Annotated in this window: 12 protein-coding genes; 6 read left to right on the top strand and 6 right to left on the bottom strand. The window is 63.2% G+C overall.

The genetic code is table 11. The features are described 5' to 3' along the window. Positions 1-6 precede the first annotated feature (6 nt). The 3 genes from JAB1_RS19115 (at position 7) to JAB1_RS19125 (ending at position 5,796) form a co-directional block, all read left to right on the top strand. Positions 7-1,758 (top strand): ATP-binding cassette domain-containing protein, encoded by a 1,752-nt coding sequence (locus JAB1_RS19115; RefSeq protein ID WP_070281396.1) that lies wholly within the window; start codon positions 7-9, stop codon positions 1,756-1,758. Further along, complete coding sequence (locus tag JAB1_RS19120; RefSeq protein WP_070281397.1) at positions 1,748-3,556, top strand: ABC transporter transmembrane domain-containing protein; 1,809 nt, start codon at positions 1,748-1,750, stop codon at positions 3,554-3,556. Before JAB1_RS19115 ends, JAB1_RS19120 begins: the two co-directional genes overlap by 11 nt. 182 nt (positions 3,557-3,738) lie before the next feature. Then, a complete protein-coding gene (locus JAB1_RS19125) occupies positions 3,739-5,796 on the top strand; it encodes a tetratricopeptide repeat-containing diguanylate cyclase (protein WP_343215999.1) in 2,058 nt (685 codons plus the stop codon). 57 nt (positions 5,797-5,853) lie between these two features. Here the strand turns inward: JAB1_RS19125 and JAB1_RS19130 are convergent, their stop codons facing one another. Then, on the bottom strand, positions 5,854-6,183 hold the full coding sequence (locus JAB1_RS19130) for a hypothetical protein (RefSeq protein WP_034786523.1): 330 nt from the start codon (positions 6,181-6,183) through the stop codon (positions 5,854-5,856). A gap of 138 nt (positions 6,184-6,321) precedes the next feature. Continuing rightward, on the bottom strand, positions 6,322-7,602 hold the full coding sequence (locus JAB1_RS19135) for a cytochrome c peroxidase (RefSeq protein WP_139144608.1): 1,281 nt from the start codon (positions 7,600-7,602) through the stop codon (positions 6,322-6,324). A gap of 163 nt (positions 7,603-7,765) precedes the next feature. Between JAB1_RS19135 and acpA the strand changes: the two genes are divergently transcribed. After that, complete coding sequence (gene acpA / locus JAB1_RS19140; RefSeq protein WP_070281399.1) at positions 7,766-9,886, top strand: acid phosphatase; 2,121 nt, start codon at positions 7,766-7,768, stop codon at positions 9,884-9,886. A gap of 57 nt (positions 9,887-9,943) precedes the next feature. On the opposite strand, the gene JAB1_RS19145 is transcribed toward acpA, so the two are convergent. The 3 genes from JAB1_RS19145 to JAB1_RS19155 form a co-directional block, all read right to left on the bottom strand. After that, positions 9,944-10,873, bottom strand: a complete 930-nt coding sequence (locus JAB1_RS19145; protein WP_139144609.1) for a hypothetical protein — start codon at positions 10,871-10,873, stop codon at positions 9,944-9,946. A 103-nt stretch (positions 10,874-10,976) separates the two neighbouring features. Next, complete coding sequence (locus JAB1_RS19150) at positions 10,977-11,858, bottom strand: hypothetical protein (RefSeq protein ID WP_070281401.1); 882 nt, start codon at positions 11,856-11,858, stop codon at positions 10,977-10,979. Positions 11,859-11,927: 69 nt separating this feature from the next. Further along, positions 11,928-12,467, bottom strand: a complete 540-nt coding sequence (locus JAB1_RS19155) for a hypothetical protein (RefSeq protein WP_139144610.1) — start codon at positions 12,465-12,467, stop codon at positions 11,928-11,930. A gap of 436 nt (positions 12,468-12,903) precedes the next feature. Between JAB1_RS19155 and JAB1_RS19160 the strand changes: the two genes are divergently transcribed. Together JAB1_RS19160 and JAB1_RS19165 are read left to right on the top strand one after the other, a co-directional pair. Then, entirely contained in the window at positions 12,904-13,779 is an 876-nt protein-coding gene (locus JAB1_RS19160; protein ID WP_070281403.1) for a hypothetical protein, read from the top strand. Beyond that, positions 13,776-15,278, top strand: coding sequence for a hypothetical protein (locus tag JAB1_RS19165; protein WP_070281404.1), 1,503 nt, complete (start codon positions 13,776-13,778; stop codon positions 15,276-15,278). The genes JAB1_RS19160 and JAB1_RS19165 overlap by 4 nt, the downstream gene beginning before the upstream one ends. 210 nt (positions 15,279-15,488) lie before the next feature. Here the strand turns inward: JAB1_RS19165 and JAB1_RS19170 are convergent, their stop codons facing one another. Next, positions 15,489-15,908: a hypothetical protein gene (locus JAB1_RS19170; RefSeq protein WP_081345510.1), complete on the bottom strand. Its 420-nt coding sequence runs from the start codon at positions 15,906-15,908 to the stop codon at positions 15,489-15,491. Between the last annotated feature and the right edge of the window lie 70 nt (positions 15,909-15,978).

Below are 15,978 nucleotides of genomic sequence, written 5' to 3' on the forward strand. Positions count from 1 at the left end.
GTAACCATGAGTTTATCGAGGCTCATCGCCGGCTTCGTGCGTCAGCATTGGCCGGCGTATGCCGCCGCTGCCGTCATGCTGACAGGCGTGGCAACACTGACCGTCTGGATCCCGCGCCGCGTGGGCGCCATCATCGACGCATTGGCCGCGCACCGCATGACGGCTGCCGAACTGTGGCTTGAGCTGCTGACCCTGCTCGCCGTCGGCGTCGTCATCTACTTCCTGCGCGTGGGCTGGCGCATCACCCTGTTCAAGGCCGCCTACCAGCTGGGCGTGATGCTGCGCACGCGTTTCTACACGCGCATGTCGCAGCAGGGCGCGTCGTTCTACCAGAACCAGCGCACGGGCGACCTGATGGCGCTGGCGACGAACGACATCGACGCCATCGAAATGGCCGCCGGCGAAGCCATGCTGGCCGGCTTCGACGGCACATTGACCTTGCTGATGGTGCTGGGCATCATGCTGCTGGGCGTGGACTGGCGCCTGGCCTGCATCGCCCTCTTGCCCTTCCCGCTGATGGGACTGGCCTTCTGGCGCATTTCCAGCCATATCCACACGGCGTCGACGGATTCATTGAAGCGCTTTTCCGCGCTGAACGACCATGTGCAGGAATCGCTGTCGGGCGTGCGCACCCTGCGCGCGCTAGGCCTGGAAGAGCGTAGCAGCCAGCAGTTTTCCACCCTGGCCGGCCACGCGGCGAACGCGAGCCTGACGGCGCAGCGCTGGGAAGCGGCGTACGAACCGGCAGTCGGCCTGACGCTGACGGCCGCCACGGCGCTGACCCTGGGCCTGGGCGGCTACCTCGTGTGGCAAGACCAGCTGACCATCGGCGCGCTGACGAGCTTTTCCATGTACCTGGGCCAGCTGATCTGGCCCATGTTCGCCGCCGGCTGGGTACTTTCCCTGATCGAACGGGGCCGTGCCGCCTGGCAGCGCTTGCAGCCGATGCTGGACGCGCCGCTGGCCATCGACGACCATGGCACCATCGCCACCCTCACGCCCGGCCCCCTGCAATTGCAGGACGTCGGCTTCGCCTACGCGGGCCAGACGGCGCCCGCGCTGTCCGGCATCTCGCTGCGCCTGCAGCCGGGCCAGACCCTGGGCCTGGTGGGCCCGACGGGCAGCGGCAAGTCGACCCTGCTGCGCGTGCTGCTGCGCCAGGTCACGCCGCAATCGGGCACGGCCACGTGGAGCGGCCAGCCGCTGGACGCCTACACCCTGCACGCGCTGCGCGCTGCCATCAGCTGGGTGCCGCAGGAATCGTTCCTGTTCTCCGCCACCATCGCCGACAATATCGCCCTGGCCCGTCCCGGCGCCACGCGCGAGGAAGTGGAGCGGGCGGCGCAGCTGGCCGACATCCATGCCGATATCCTGCAATTCCCCGACGGCTATGCCACCCACGTGGGCGAGAAAGGCATCACCCTGTCCGGCGGCCAGCGCCAGCGCGTGGCGATTGCCCGGGCTCTGCTGGCCGACAACGGCTTGCTGCTGCTCGATGACGCGCTGTCCGCCGTCGACACGGGTACGGAAACGCGCATCCTGCAGCATCTGGAAGAACTGCGCCGCAAGCGCCCCGAACGCAGCGCCATCATCGCCAGCCACCGCCTGAGCGCCGTCGTCAACGCGGACCTGATCCTGGTGCTGCGCGACGGCCACGTCACGGAAACGGGCAACCACGACGCGCTGATGCAGCGCGACGGCTGGTATGCCAGCCAGTGGCGCTATCAACAACTGGAGGCCAGCCTCGATGCCATCTAAGACCGAACAAGCCACCACCGCCACGCAATCCGTGCGCCGCCAGGCCGCGCAAGCCATCGGCCTGCTGCGCCGCGCCGCCGCGCCCGACCTGCGCCATTTATACTGGGCCACGTTCTGGCTGATCCTCGCCGCCGCCCTGGAAGTGACGGGCCCCATTCTGGGCAAGGCCCTGATCGACCAGCATCTGCTGCCGCGCAACCTGGACTGGACGCGCATGTCGCTGCTGCTGGGCGGATGCCTGCTGACGGGCTGGGTCGCTTCCGGCCTGCGCTATCTGCAGCTGGTGCGCCTGTCCGGCCTGGCCATGCGCTCGGTGCAGCGTCTGCGCGAAACCGTGTATCAGCACGTGCTGCGCCTGCCCATGGCCTTCTTTGACCGCGCCATCACGGGGCAACTGGTCAGCCGGGTCACCAACGACACGGAAGCGGTGAAATCGCTGTACGTGCAAGTGCTGTTCGTCATCCTCGACAGCTCCATCGTCCTGGTCGGCACCATGGCCGCCATGGCCTTCCTCGACTGGCGGCTGATGCTGATCGTGCTGGCCCTGCTGCCGGCCGTGCTGGTCATCGTCTTCCTGTACCAGCGCTGGAGCGCGCCGGCCGTCACGCGCGCGCGCGCCCTGCGCAGCGAGATCAACGGCCAGATCGCCGAATCGATCGGCGGCATGAGCGTGCTGCAGGCAAATAACGCGGAAAAGCGCTTCGGCGCGCGCTTCACTGGCATCAACCAGGACCACTACACGGCGCGCATGCAGGAATTGCGCGCCAACGCCTGGCTGCTGCGCCCCGCGCTCGACATGCTCAACATCGTGCTGCTGGCCGTCGTCATCTTCAGCTTCGGCCGGCGCGAGATGGGCGCCGTGGAAGTGGGCGTGCTGTATGCGTTCATCAGCTACATCGCGCGCGTGATCGAACCCTTGATCCAGATCACCATGCAATTCAGCCAGTTGCAGCAGTCGGTGGTGGCCACGGCCCGCGTCTCGGCCCTGCTGGACGAAGCGCAGGCGCTCGAGCATGCACAGGGAAGGGAAACACCGGCCCTGCGGCAGACGAAAGCGGGCAGCGACCTGCCCGCCGTGGACATCCAGAACCTGACGTTCGCCTACGTGGAAAACCAGCCCGTGCTGCACGACCTGTCGCTGACCATCCCGCAGGGCGCCTTCTTTGGCATCGTCGGCCACACGGGCAGCGGCAAGTCGACTCTGCTCTCCTTGCTGCTGCGCTTTTATCCCGTCGCGCAGGGCAGCATCGCCATCAATGGCGTGGCCCTCGACAGCATCGACAACGAGCACTTCCGCGCCGACGTGGGCCTGGTGCCGCAAGACCCCTTCCTGCTGGCGGCCTCGGCGCGCGAAAACATCGACATGGGCCGCGGCTACACGCAGGCGCAGATCGAGACGGCCGCCCGCGCCGCGCATGCGCACGATTTCATCGCCGCGCTGGAACACGGCTACGACACGCCGCTGGGCGAAGGCGGCTCGCGCCTGTCATCGGGGCAGAAGCAGCTGATCGCGATTGCCCGCGCGCTGGCAGGCCAACCGCGCATTCTGCTGCTCGACGAAGCGACGTCGCGCATCGATAGCCAGACGGAGCAGATCGTGCAGCAGGCCCTCAACGAGTTGCGCGGCAAGGTCACCATCATCGCCATCGCCCACCGCCTGTCGACCATCCGCGAGGCCGACCGCATCATCGTGCTGAACCACGGCCGCATCACGGAAGCGGGGCCACACGATGCCCTGATGCAGATCGAAGGCGGCCTGTACCAGCGCCTGTACCTGCTGCAGCAGCTGGCGCAGTAAGGGGGCCTTGTCAATGCCGGCAGTGTGCACTTTCGCAAATTTCTGTGCCCCGCATGATATTTCTTGATTGCAACAGAATATAATCTGTTACAGACAGGTGTCATTGCGGGAGCGGGACGTTGGCAGGCAGACAGAATCGGGCATCATGGCGAAAGGCGCATTGGCTGCTGGTACTGGCCTGCTTGCTGCCGCCCGCCAGCCATGCCCAGGTCAGCAAGCTGGAGCAGCATATTGCCGCCGTGCGCGAAGATGGCCGCTTCGTCCCCGCGCGCGCCCTGCAGCGCCTGGAGGAGGTGGAAACGCAGGCGCGCAACGCTCCCCTGCTGGTGCGCGCGGAATTCCTGACACAGCTGAGTACCGTCCGCATGCGCCTGGGACAGAACGATATCGCCATGCGGCTGGCCGAGGAACTGATCGCCTACGCCCGTCAGAACAAGAGCGACGTGGCGCTGGCAAAAGGCATCCTCTGCAAAGCCTATGTCACGTTCGCCATGAACGAGCGCCGCGCCTCGCACCTGCTGGCCTTTGAGGCGGAACGCATCGCCAACCGCACGGACGACCTGCCCGTGCGCGTGCAGGCCACCATCAGCGCGGGCCAGTCCTGGGCCGAGGAAGGCAATTTCCCGTTTGCGCTGGCCAAGCTGCAGGCGGCCGTCGACCTGGCGCGCCAGAGCAACTCCCCCTCCAGCCTGGCCGCCGCGCTGAATGCCCTCACCCTGTTGTACACGCAGATGCGCGAATACGACAAGGGCTTCGACGTGCTCGACGAATTGCTGGCCGTGTCCGGCACCCTGGCATCGCCGGGCCGCATGGCGCAGGCCAAGAATACGGAATACGGGCTGGCGCTCGACGCGCAGCAGCCGCAGCGGGGCCAGCGCGCCCTGCTGGCGGCCCTGGCGCTGGAACGCCAGCTGGGCGCGCGCGGTATGGTCGCCGTCACCCTCGTCAATCTGTCGGACAGCTATCTGAAGGAAGGCGACTACGCGCGCGCCCTGCGCTTTGCGAATGAAGCCATCACGGCGGCGCGCCTGGTCAACAATGAACAGGTGGAGGCGACGGCGCGCCTGAACATCGGCCAGGCGCTGATCGGCCAGGGACGTTTACAGGAAGGCAAGCAAAGCGTGGCCACGGGCCTGGCTTACTACGAACGCACGGCCAACCAGCCGGAAATGCAGGCCGTGATGCTGGAATACGGCATGGCGCTGGAAAAGGCAGGCGACCTGCGCGGCGCCGTCACGGCATATCACCGCGAACGGGGCATCTCGAACCAGCTGTTCGAGAAGCAGCGGCAAAAGGCCGTATATGAGCTGCAGGAAAAGTATGAGGCGGAAAAGAAACAGCGCCAGATCGAGCTGCTGAGCCGCGAGAATCAGATCAAGAGCACGGAAATCGACAACCGCCGCCTGCAGCAGCGCGTATGGTGGCTGTTGGCGCTGGTACTGGCCATGGCCTCCGTCATCGTCGGCTTGCTGTACCGCAAGGTGCGCCACGCGAACGTGCAGCTGAAGGTGAAAAACCAGGAACTCAAGCGCCAGAGCTCGCGCGACCCGCTGACGGCCCTGTACAACCGCCGCCATTTCCAGGAATTCATGCGCAGCCATGCGGGCAAGCCGCAGCCGTCGTATGGCGGCGCCGATGTCGTGGGCGCGCTGTTCCTGCTCGACGTCGACCATTTCAAGCACATCAACGACGCTTACGGCCATGCGGCAGGCGACCTGGTGCTGACGACGATCGCCGAAACCCTGCACGAAGTGCTGCGCGAAACGGACATGATCGTGCGCTGGGGCGGCGAAGAATTCCTCGCCTTCCTGCCAGCCGTCGCGCGCGACGGACTCGACGATATCGCGCGGCGCATCCTCAACGGCATGGCGGCGCAAAGCATCCACTACCAGGGGCAAGCCATCAAGGTACACGTGTCCGTGGGCTTTGCGCCCTATCCGCTGGCGCCGCTGGGACGGCCGCTCACATGGGAGCGCAGCGTCAACCTGATCGACATGGCGCTGTACCTGGCCAAGGCGCACGGGCGCAACCGGGCGTATGGCTTGCGCGGTTTTCAGCAGGTGGAAAGAACGACCCTGGAAGCGGTGGAGCAAGACCTGGAACGCGCGTGGCGCGACGGCTTTGTCGATTTGAGCGTGGTACTGGGGGGCGCGGACGGAGTGGATAAAACGGAGACGGCGGGGAAGAAGAGGCCAGGCGGCCAGGCCAGCGATGGCGTCGCCGCAGCCGCCATCACCTGACGACAGCTGCGGGGGCCGGGCCGGAAGTGGCCGGCCCTGGCGCGCTTGCTACGATGATTACTTGTGCGCGGATTCCTGCATCTTTTCGCCGGCTTTTTCCACTTTCTTGCCGACGGCATCGGCCGCTTCGCTCATTTTCTTGTCGGCGTCAGCGGCGACCTGGTCCATCTTGGCGCCCGTATCGGCAGCGGCCTGGCTCACGGCAGCGTCAGCTTTGGTAGCGGCGGCCTTGATGTCGGCTTCAGCCTTGGCAGCGGCCGCATCGATCTTCTGGCCAGCCTGTTCAGCAGGGCCTGCAGCGACATCGTCCTTCTTCTGGCAGGCAGCCAGTGCCACAACCATCATCCCGGCGGCGCACACGGTCATCCAATTTTTGCTTACTTTCATGATATTCCCTTTCATTGTTATCAAAAGACACAGATCAGTTCGCAATATACACCTGCCTAAAATTTTCTAGCGTGCGCTAACGCACATAAAAACAGGCTTTTGTGGCGTAGTTGTAAGCAATGGTATCTTGATATCTTTTCAGCCATTTTTTCCCTGTGCCGGGCGGGGTGCCTGATAGCCATCCGTCAGGGTATGCAGGAAGGCGATCACGTCGGCGATCTCCGTTTCGTTCAGGGCGGGCGCCTGGCCCGGCTGGCGGTCGAATGGCGCTTCCACGTTCACGTTCGCCACCAGGCCGGGCGGCAAGTCGTCGTATTTGCGCACTTTGCCGTTCTTGTCTGCCGGATACCATTTTTGCGGCGCCGTATCGCGCTGCACGTAAAAACGCAGCACCTGCTCAAGGCTGTCAAAGCTGCCATTGTGGAAAAACACCTTGCGCAAGGTGACGTTGCGCAAGGATGGCGTCTTGAAGCTGCCGCAGTATTCCTTGTGCTCCATCAAGTCGGTGCGGTCCGGGCCGCACAAGCCCATGTCGAAGAACGCCGGGTCCGCATTGACGGGCAGCTTGCCATTGCGCGGCACGCCGATATTGATCAAGCCGTAATCCGTAAATTGGGGAAAGGCGCCGCCGGCACTCACCTGGCTGATATGGCAGGACGCGCAATTGCCCTTGCGCTCATCATTGAACAGGGCCAGGCCGCGCGCTTCCTGCGGGCTCAGGACGGCCTGCTTGCGCAGCACGGCGTCGTACTTGCTCGTGTACGGATAGAAGTCCAACGGGCTTTCCTGGAACACTTCCAGCGACATCAGCGCCCAGCGCAGCGCCTGGCCCGGCTGTTCGAAGATATCCGCGCCATACGTCTGGCGGAACTGCGCCGCCAGGGGGCCGGCCCGCAACTTGGCGACGACGGCGGCCGCATCGCGGTTGCCCATCTCGCGCGGCGACAGCAACGGCGCCAGCGCCTGTTCGTGGCCGGACTGGGCGCGGCCATCCCAGTTGCGCCCGCCCGTGGGGCCCGCGTCGACGCTGTCGTCGCCATCGTCGTCATGGAAATGTTCGGTAAAGGCTGGCGCCGTCTGCAGGTAGCGCAGCGACGGTGCGGCCCGCGTGCCCGCATCCTTCAGTTCGGGGCCACCCAGCTGCACCGCCAGGGCATTTGGCGGCCCATACGCGTGTTCCGGACTGTGGCAACTGGCGCACGACATCTTCCCCGACACGGACAGGCTGGGCTCGAAAAACATGGCGCGGCCCATGGCCGTCATCTGGTCCACGGAAGGCTGGCGTTGCAGGGTGGGGGCGTATGCGCCCGACAGATAGGCGGGCTTGGCCGCGGCTTCTTTCTGCGCTGCCGGATGGCAGGCGGCCAGCAGGCAGGCAGCCACGACGGCAAGCAGCAGGGAGGGATTCGTATTCATCATGGGCTGGCAGCGTAGCAACGGCATGTGACAGCTGCGTGACAAAACCCTGCAAAACCTCATGTATCAAGTCCGTACATTACGTCATGTAACAGGCGCTGATATGTCACGCAGCTGACATATTGCCTGCCTAGCATGCGACGTTTTCCACCCAGAAGGCATGAAAATGAACTTGCACGCAAAAACCTCTTTACGGCCCCTGCCGTTGTTACTGACGCTGGGCCTGGCCGCCTGCGGCAGCGACTATGCGATCACGCCCAGCACCCAGGGCCAGGTGATCGGCAGCTACTATGAAAACGCCCAGGTGTGCCTGGAAAGCGCCAGCGCCAAGCTGACGTGCGACAGCGCCTCCACCACCGTGCGCACGGCCGCCGACGGCAGCTACACGCTCGGCGGCCAGGGTGCCGTGCTGGTGACCATCGGCACGGACGCCATCCGCCATGAAGCCATCGGCGACGTGGGCAGCAAGGTGACGCAAAAACTGCTGCTGCGCGCCCCCGCCGGGCACAGCGGTTTCGTCAGCGCCCTGTCGACGGAACTGGCGCAAGTCATGGACGGCAACGGCGGCGACTTTGCGGCCGCCAGCAGCAAGCTGGCCGCGCGCCTCGGTGTGTCCGAAGCGGGCCTGGCGTCCGACTTCAACAAGGCCAGCGGCGACGAGCTGGCGAAACTGAAGGCGGAAAACGCCAGCGTGACGGCATTCATCGCCAGCGCCAGCGCGCAGGCGGCGCCCGCCGACGCGCTGGCGGCACTGAACAGCGCACTGGCGCTGAACAATATCCAGACCATCGTCGTGATCTATGCGGAAAACCGCGGCTTCGACAACCTGTACGGCCTGTTCCCGGGGGCCAACGGCGTGCCGGGCGTGAACCCCACGTCGACCTCCGCCTACGTGCCGCAGAAGGACGTCGACGGCAGCACCCTGCCCGTGCTGCCGCCCACCTGGGGCGGCATGACGGCAGCCGGCCAGAGCACCGTCATCACGCAGGCGCAATCGGCCAACCTGCCCAACAAGCCGTTCCAGATCGACGATGCCAACAGCCCCCTGTACCTGCCGCAATCGGTCATCACGCGCGACCTGGTCCACCGCTTCTACAACAACCAGATGCAGATCAACGGCGGCGCCAACGACAAGTTCGCCGCGTATTCCGATGCGGGCGGTTTGAGCATGGGCTATTACGACGGCAGCAAGATGCAGCTGTGGGACATCGCCAAACAGTATGCGCTGGCCGACAACCTGTTCATCGGCGCCTTCGGCGGTTCCTTCCTCACGCACCAGTACCTGATATGCGCCTGCGCGCCCACCTATCCGAACGCGGACACCTCGGTGGCCAAGGGCTCGATCGCGAAGATCGACGTCGACGCCAACGGCAACTTCCTGCGCCTGACGCCGTCCGCCACGGCGCCAAGCACCGTCCTGAACGGCGCGCCTGCCTATGCCAACGACGGCGCGCTGACGCCGGCCGACAGCACGGGCATGTTCTACGCCGTCAATACCATGCAGCCGCCATTCCAGCCCAGCAGCAACGCGCCCGCCTCGGGCGACAGCAGCAAGCTGTATGCGGACACGGCCAAGGCCACCACCCTGCCGCCGCAAACGCAGACGAATATCGGCGACTTGCTCTCTGGCAAGAACATCGACTGGGCCTGGTATGCGGGCGCCTGGAAGGACACCACGGCCCTGGCCACGGCCAGCGCGCGCGCCGGCAGCTTCCCGAATCCGCCGAACTTCCAGTTCCACCACCAGCCCTTCAATTACTTTGCGAATATGGACCCCGTGAAGGCGCCCGCCTACCGCGCCGCCCACCTGCGCGACTTCGACAGCCAGTTCCTTGCCGACGCCAGCGCCGGCAAGCTGCCGCCCGTGGCCTTCTACAAGCCGCAAGGCAACCTGAACCAGCATGCGGGCTACGCCAGCGTGGCCGACGGCGACGCGCACATCGCCAGCGTCATCGCCCAGCTGAAAAAGAGTCCGCAGTGGAAAAACATGCTGGTCATCGTCACCTATGATGAAAACGGCGGCTTCTACGACCACGCCGCGCCGCCGAAGGGCGACCGCTGGGGTCCGGGCACGCGCGTGCCGGCCATCCTCGTTTCGCCCTACGTGAAAAAGGGATTAGTTGACCATACGCAATATGATTCGGCGTCCATCCTGCGCGCCATCACGCACCGCTTCGCCCTGCCCGTACTGGATGGCTTGAGCACGCGCGACAAGGCGCTGGTGGCCAACGGCGGCAAGCCGATGGGCGACTTCAGCGCGGCGCTGGCGCTGGTGCCGCAAGAGTAAGGCTGAGTAAAATGCGCCCGCCCGGCTTGACCCCGGCGGGCGTTGTACACCTTGGCGCTATTGGCCCGGGGCAGTATCGAGCAGCGAGCGCTCGAGCAATTGCGACAGCGCCGTGCGCAGCGCCTGCGTGCGCGCCGCCAGTTCCGGCCGTTTATAGCGTTCGGCGGCGAGCAGGCTGTTTTCCAGGCACACCCGGTCCGAACGCGCCAGGCAGGCGTCAGCCAGGTCGAGCTGGGCGCTGGCCAGCGCCACTTTCACCTTGGAGTCGAGTTCCAGCGTGTCGGGATCGTCGCCCCAGCGCTTGACGTGCACGGCCAGGCGCGTGGCGGCCAGCTCCGGCTTGCCCGCGTCGAGGGCCTGGTTGACGCTGCCTTGCAGCGCCAGCCACGCCTGCGCCCGCTGCTGTTGCCTGTCGCAGGTAGCGGCGGACTTGGTGATGCTTGCCTGCAAGCGCTTGATCTGCGCGGCGGGCGCCTTGGCGCTTTTCAGCACGGCCAGCGCGCTGCGTGCCCCGTCCAGGTCGCATTGCGCCGCCAGCGCAGTGGCGGCCTCGACCTGTTCCGCCACGCTGGCAGGCTTGTCGGCTGGCTTGTTGAAAAACCAGATACCGGTCAGCACCACTGCCGCCGCGATCCATGTGCGCAAGCGCACGGGCGGGCGCGGCGGCGGCACCGAGCCCCTGGTGGCAGGCTTGGCGGGCGGCGCCTTGGCGGGCGCAGCTGCCGGCGCGGCAGGCGCTGGCGGGATTGACTGGGGAACGGGTGCGGGCTGCGGCACGGGGGTGGGCGCAGGAGCAGGCGAAGGAATGGGCGGAGCCGCGGGCACCGGCGGTGGCATGCGCGGTACGGGCGGCGGCGCTACGGCTTTCTCCAGAACAGGCGCTTGCGCCATCTGGCGCGCGCCGCAAAACGGGCAATGCGCCACGCGCAGCGGCAAGGTCCGGCCGCAAGCGGCGTTGATGCAAACGTCATTCACTGTTTCAGACACATTCCAACCTTCTGCTGATGCAACAAGGCAAGGCATACGATCAAATCGAATGCCTTGGCCATTGCGAGCTCTGCTTATCTCTGCTGGCGGAGATAGCGCAGACTTAACGCTCTGCCTTCACCAGCCCTAGTGCTCGTTCCTTTTCTAATATTACCTCACGATCACGGTTCAGCAGCTTCGCACGCGCCAACCACTTGGCAGCCGCGCCAAGATCATTTGATGCGGCACTTTTTTCAGCCAGTTTGATGTAATGATCAACTATCTTGCTGGCAAGCCCTTTGACCTCCTCACCACGATATTGTCCCTCGGGGTCGATCTGGCGAATTTGATCGAGAGAAGCCTTGGCCGAACTTTCCGGCGGATCAGTGTATTGAGCTTTCTCAATATAAAGGGAGGCACGACGCAACTGATCATCGATTTCCGAACGATCATTTTCATTGAGCTTAATCGCCTTCTTATCCACAGACCGGCTCTCATTGACTTGTGACACTGCGCCTGAAGTTACATCCTTCGACGCCCGAGTCGCAAAGAAGATCGCAGCGCCAACAACGGCAACGGCGACAACCGCCAGTCCCATCTGGGAACCCAACCATTTTTTTGTATCCGTCGAACGCGATGCCCCGTTTGCCTTACAAAAATTAGTCACATATTCTTCTGCCACACGTGGATCCAGTCCAACACGTTTGCCAGACGCCACGTTAACTACTTTACTCAGTGCCAGACGCTCTTCTTTCTGATCCAGTTTCTTGTCGTTGTCAGTGAACTGATGCAGCAACCTATCCAGCTCCTCTACGAGCGCACGCTCGGACACTGCGGAGTATTCATCTAACTGTTCACGGATCACCAACTCTATTTCTCTGCTCACGATACCGCGTGCGGCGGACTCTTCTTTAATGCGCCTCTCTTCACCCCGATCCAGATAAAAATCATCATCCACAGCCGCAGCTACACGGTTCTTCAACCAGTCCAGATCGGATTGATTCATGTTTTCCTCTGTTTTTAAAAATTGTAATTTGAACGATCAAACCAAATCAACTCTATGCAACCCACTACCCTACAAAATTTTCCAGCCCCAGATACCTGACCTCTGCATCACGCTATGCTTGCGACAAAAATCGTTGATGTACCGCTCCGCGATCTCTGGATCGACACCCTTCATCGCGCCAGGACGCGGCTTACAGACACTTTGCAATGCGTCAACACGACTCTTGTTATCTAATTTTTTTTCAGTGTCTGTAAAAACGTGCAACAGTCCATCAAGTTCATCCAACAACGCTTTTTCGTTGACGACATTTAAACGTTGCAAAGCCACCGATAAAATCGACTCCACCCGCCTTGTATCCAGACCCAAGGTACTTTTCCCGTATCGCAACAAAGCACTAAACGAGACGCTATCGCAGTACGAATTTGAAATACTGTCGACAATATGAATACTGTATTTTTTCTGACCATCGTCCAATAAAACAGGATCTGGCAATGCTCGCCCCCTCATTCCGCGATCATCCCGCTCACTGGAAGCAACAATCCTGGTCTGATCACTCATGGGAAACGGCGTATTCCCGTCAACGTTTTTCACCTCGAATTGCGGTGACATTATCTTCACCTTGACAACCGTTTGCTTCGTTCCACAAAAAGGACAAAAGCTCACAGTCCAATGAAATGTCGCCTGACAAGTCGATTCCTGACATTGGTATTCAATTTCCTTTTTCACAAAATACCTCTTCATACGTCACCCATACGTCACGAGGAAAATCCATCCTGCCATAACGATGAAATCGACATCAATAAAATTGCAATCAAACACTTCAAATTATCTTTCAAATAATAGCTCATCCTTTGCCAGCAATACCATTTATTTCCAGCACAACAAATTTAGAACTTTGGGCCAGCTGTGCCTGTTTATGAAAAATCGCACACTACGTTCCACATAAACACATGCTGCCGTATTTCAGCAGGTTTGAGGCTGATCAATCGCTGAATCGCCGCCGCAGTCTAAGCTACAAGCACCGGCCAAGGACAAGGAGAACGCCATGCCAGCCCACCTGATCATCGAAGACGGCCAGCCCTCGTGGTGGGACAGCGCCGATATCTGGGTCGTGCCGGGCAATGATCCGAATGGCCCGCCCGGCGCGCCCATCGCCGGCACCAGCAATTACCTGTGGGGCCGCGTGCACAACACGGGCAACAGCGCCTCGAACGGCGTGCGCGTGGACTTTTACTGGGCCGACCCTTCCGGCCAGATCGCCGTCGGCGCCGCCACGCAGATCGGCTCCGCCTTTGCGGACTTGCCGCCCGGCGCCACGCAGGAAGTGCTGTGCCTGGTGCCCTGGGTCCCCGTCATCGTCAATGGCGGCCACGAATGCCTGCTGGCCGTCGCCCACGGCCCGGGCGACATCAATCCGCTGCCAGATCCCCTGCCCAACGGTTTTCCTTTCCAGCCCAAGCAGCACGAGCAGATCGCCCAGCGCAATGTCACCGTGGTGCTGGCAGCCAGGCGTGCGCAATTGCTGAGCATCGCGGTGTCGGCCCTGCCCCGCGCAACGAAAAAAGTGGAATTGCAGATCGAACAGGGCGGCGAGCTGCCGGAGCGCCTGCTGGCCACCCTGGGGCTTGAGCGATGGCAGCCGGCCAGGGACGCGCGCCTGGTCGCTGGCCTGGCGCGCACGCCCCATTGCAATGGCGATGCGCCTGGCGAGCAAAAGCTGGCGCTGGAAGTGCCGCGCGGCCAGGCGCAGGCCGTGTACCTGAGCGTGCGCGCCGAAGCCTTGCCGCCACGCCAGTATGCGCTGCTGCGCGTGCTGGAGAGCCAGGACGGCGAGGTCATGGGCGGCATCACGTATATCGTCACCGATCTGGAGAAAGAGCAAGCTCAAGAGCAGCAAAGCCCCGAGGAGCAAGCATCATGAGCGATACCCCCCTGCAGGTACTGACGCGGCCGTTCGCGATCGAGCCCGTCACCAATATCATGCTGCCCGATGGCATCTTCGACAATGCCATCTATGGCTTGCGCATCGCCGCCCACGTCACCAATATGTCCGGCAGCGCCCTGAACAATGTCACGGTGTACCTGGAAAGCGTGGGCGACCCCGGCATCGTGCCCGTGGCGCGCACTTTCTTCTTTGCCAGCATTCCCGCCGGCGCGGCCATGCTCGTCATGTGGGATGCCGACTTCCAGCATGCGGCGCCCGGCAAGCGCCTCGTCAGCTTCGTCGCCAAGGCGGACGGCTACACGCCGCGCCGCTCGATCCAGCAAATCTTCGTCTCGCAGACGCGCTTCGACAGCGCCACCAATACCTACACGTGCACGGTCGAGGAAGGCACCCTGGAACTGTCCAAGCCGCAAGGCCATTTGCCCGGCAAGCGCTGGGGCAGCACGGGCGGCGACGGGAAAGACTGCCGCTGCCCGCCCGGCCTGGGGCCCATCGTGCCGACCGGCATGACCCTCGTCTGGACGCCGACCCCCGCCTACGCGGGCACGCATGGCGAGCTGCCGTTTGCCGACCCGTGGTGGAAGATACTCGCCATCATCATTGCCATCATCGCCGCGCTGGTGGCCATCATTTCAGCCGCCCTCGGGTCCGGCAAGGCCAGCTTCAGCGTGGGCGGCACCTTCGAGGAAACCGATCCCAGCGTCGACTGCTGCTCGCTCGAAGGGGCCGGCTCGGGCCAGCCCGAATTCACGGTAGCGGGCGTCGCCTCGGCCATCGCCTCGGGCGCCATCGCCGTCGCCTGTTCCGATATCGCCGATCCGTTCTGGCGTGGCCAGGAAGCAACACCACCGGCCGCCGGCGAACTGACCCTGGCCGAGCGCGTGGTGGCGAAATGGGTGTTGCCCGAAGCGCCGAACGCGGGCTTGCCCTACACGGCCGACATCAGCTGGGAGTATCAACGCTTCACAACGGGCGCCACCTACCAGCATGCCGTCACCGAAACGCAAGTCAACATCCATGTGGCGGGGCCCGTGGAAACGGATACGCCCGCCGTCGTGCAAGCTTACGAACCGTTGTGGATACGCGCCAGCTTCAAGCGCGACAATGGCAATGTCTTCCGCGGCACGGAGCTGTATGCCTTCGTGCTGTTCCAGGCGCCGCAGGGCCTGTATTTCGTGGAATCGCTGACCGACGACGGCCTGGGCTTCGACCCGGGCGCCAACGATGGTGTCTACGCAGGCAGCCTGGACTTGAAGCGGGCTTACCGCACCCTGCTGCAATACGACCAGAAGGTCTACGGCACCTGGCGCGTCTTCGTCTTCGCCCAGGACGTCAACCTGACCAAGCCCGGCACGCCGCCGGAAATCGCGGCCCAGCACATCGGCGGCATGTTCATCGCCAGCGCCATCGAAATCACCTTCGACGACACCCTGCCCTGTCCGCTCAAGGCGCAGGCGAATATCGTCGTGGTGTGAGGGGGGCGTGAGCGAAGTCAGGCGTAGGTCGCGCAGGTCGGATCAGCGGGGCAAAGCCGCGCTAATCCGACAACATCGTTGGCTCCCGTATGCACATCAGGAGCGGCTGAGAAAATGCTCAGGGCTAGGCGCGCCCCGAAGACAGTACGTCAGTACAGTAAGGTAAATGCAGGGCAGGCAACAACACCGAGGGTGTTGTATCAGCCGCTCTTAAACTTTAACGCTTTCGGGCTTGGCGATCAGCGTGCGCGGAATGATATCCGTTGCAGGGCAAGACTCCATCGCATCCGAATACGCGAGCCAGCGCTGCAGGCTTTCCATGCGGCGGATGGTGATGCCCTTGCCATTGATATAGCCGATCTGCTCGAAATTGGCGGGGCTGGTGGTCAGTTTCGATACGGTGGGCGCATTGTCGACCAGGCGGTCATAGGCCTTGCGCGCCTTGTGCTCCCACTTGGCCAGCACGGGATCGTCAAAACGGTTGCTTTCAAAATACACGGTGATGGTGCGGTCGTGGTTGGCAAAGCCGACGATGGCCGCCCCCTTGCGTATGGTCAACAGGACATCTTCCTTCACGCCCGTGACGGGAACGAAGACGGCGGCGCGCCCATCCGTATCCGGCCGTTCCATGGGAATATCTTGTCCGATTATGCTCATCACATCACACTCTTAGTCATCGCCTGCTGGCTTGTTGTCCCTG

It is taken from the genome of Janthinobacterium sp. MP5059B (genome assembly GCF_001758645.1).
Classification (GTDB): Bacteria; Pseudomonadota; Gammaproteobacteria; order Burkholderiales; family Burkholderiaceae_D; genus Janthinobacterium; species Janthinobacterium lividum.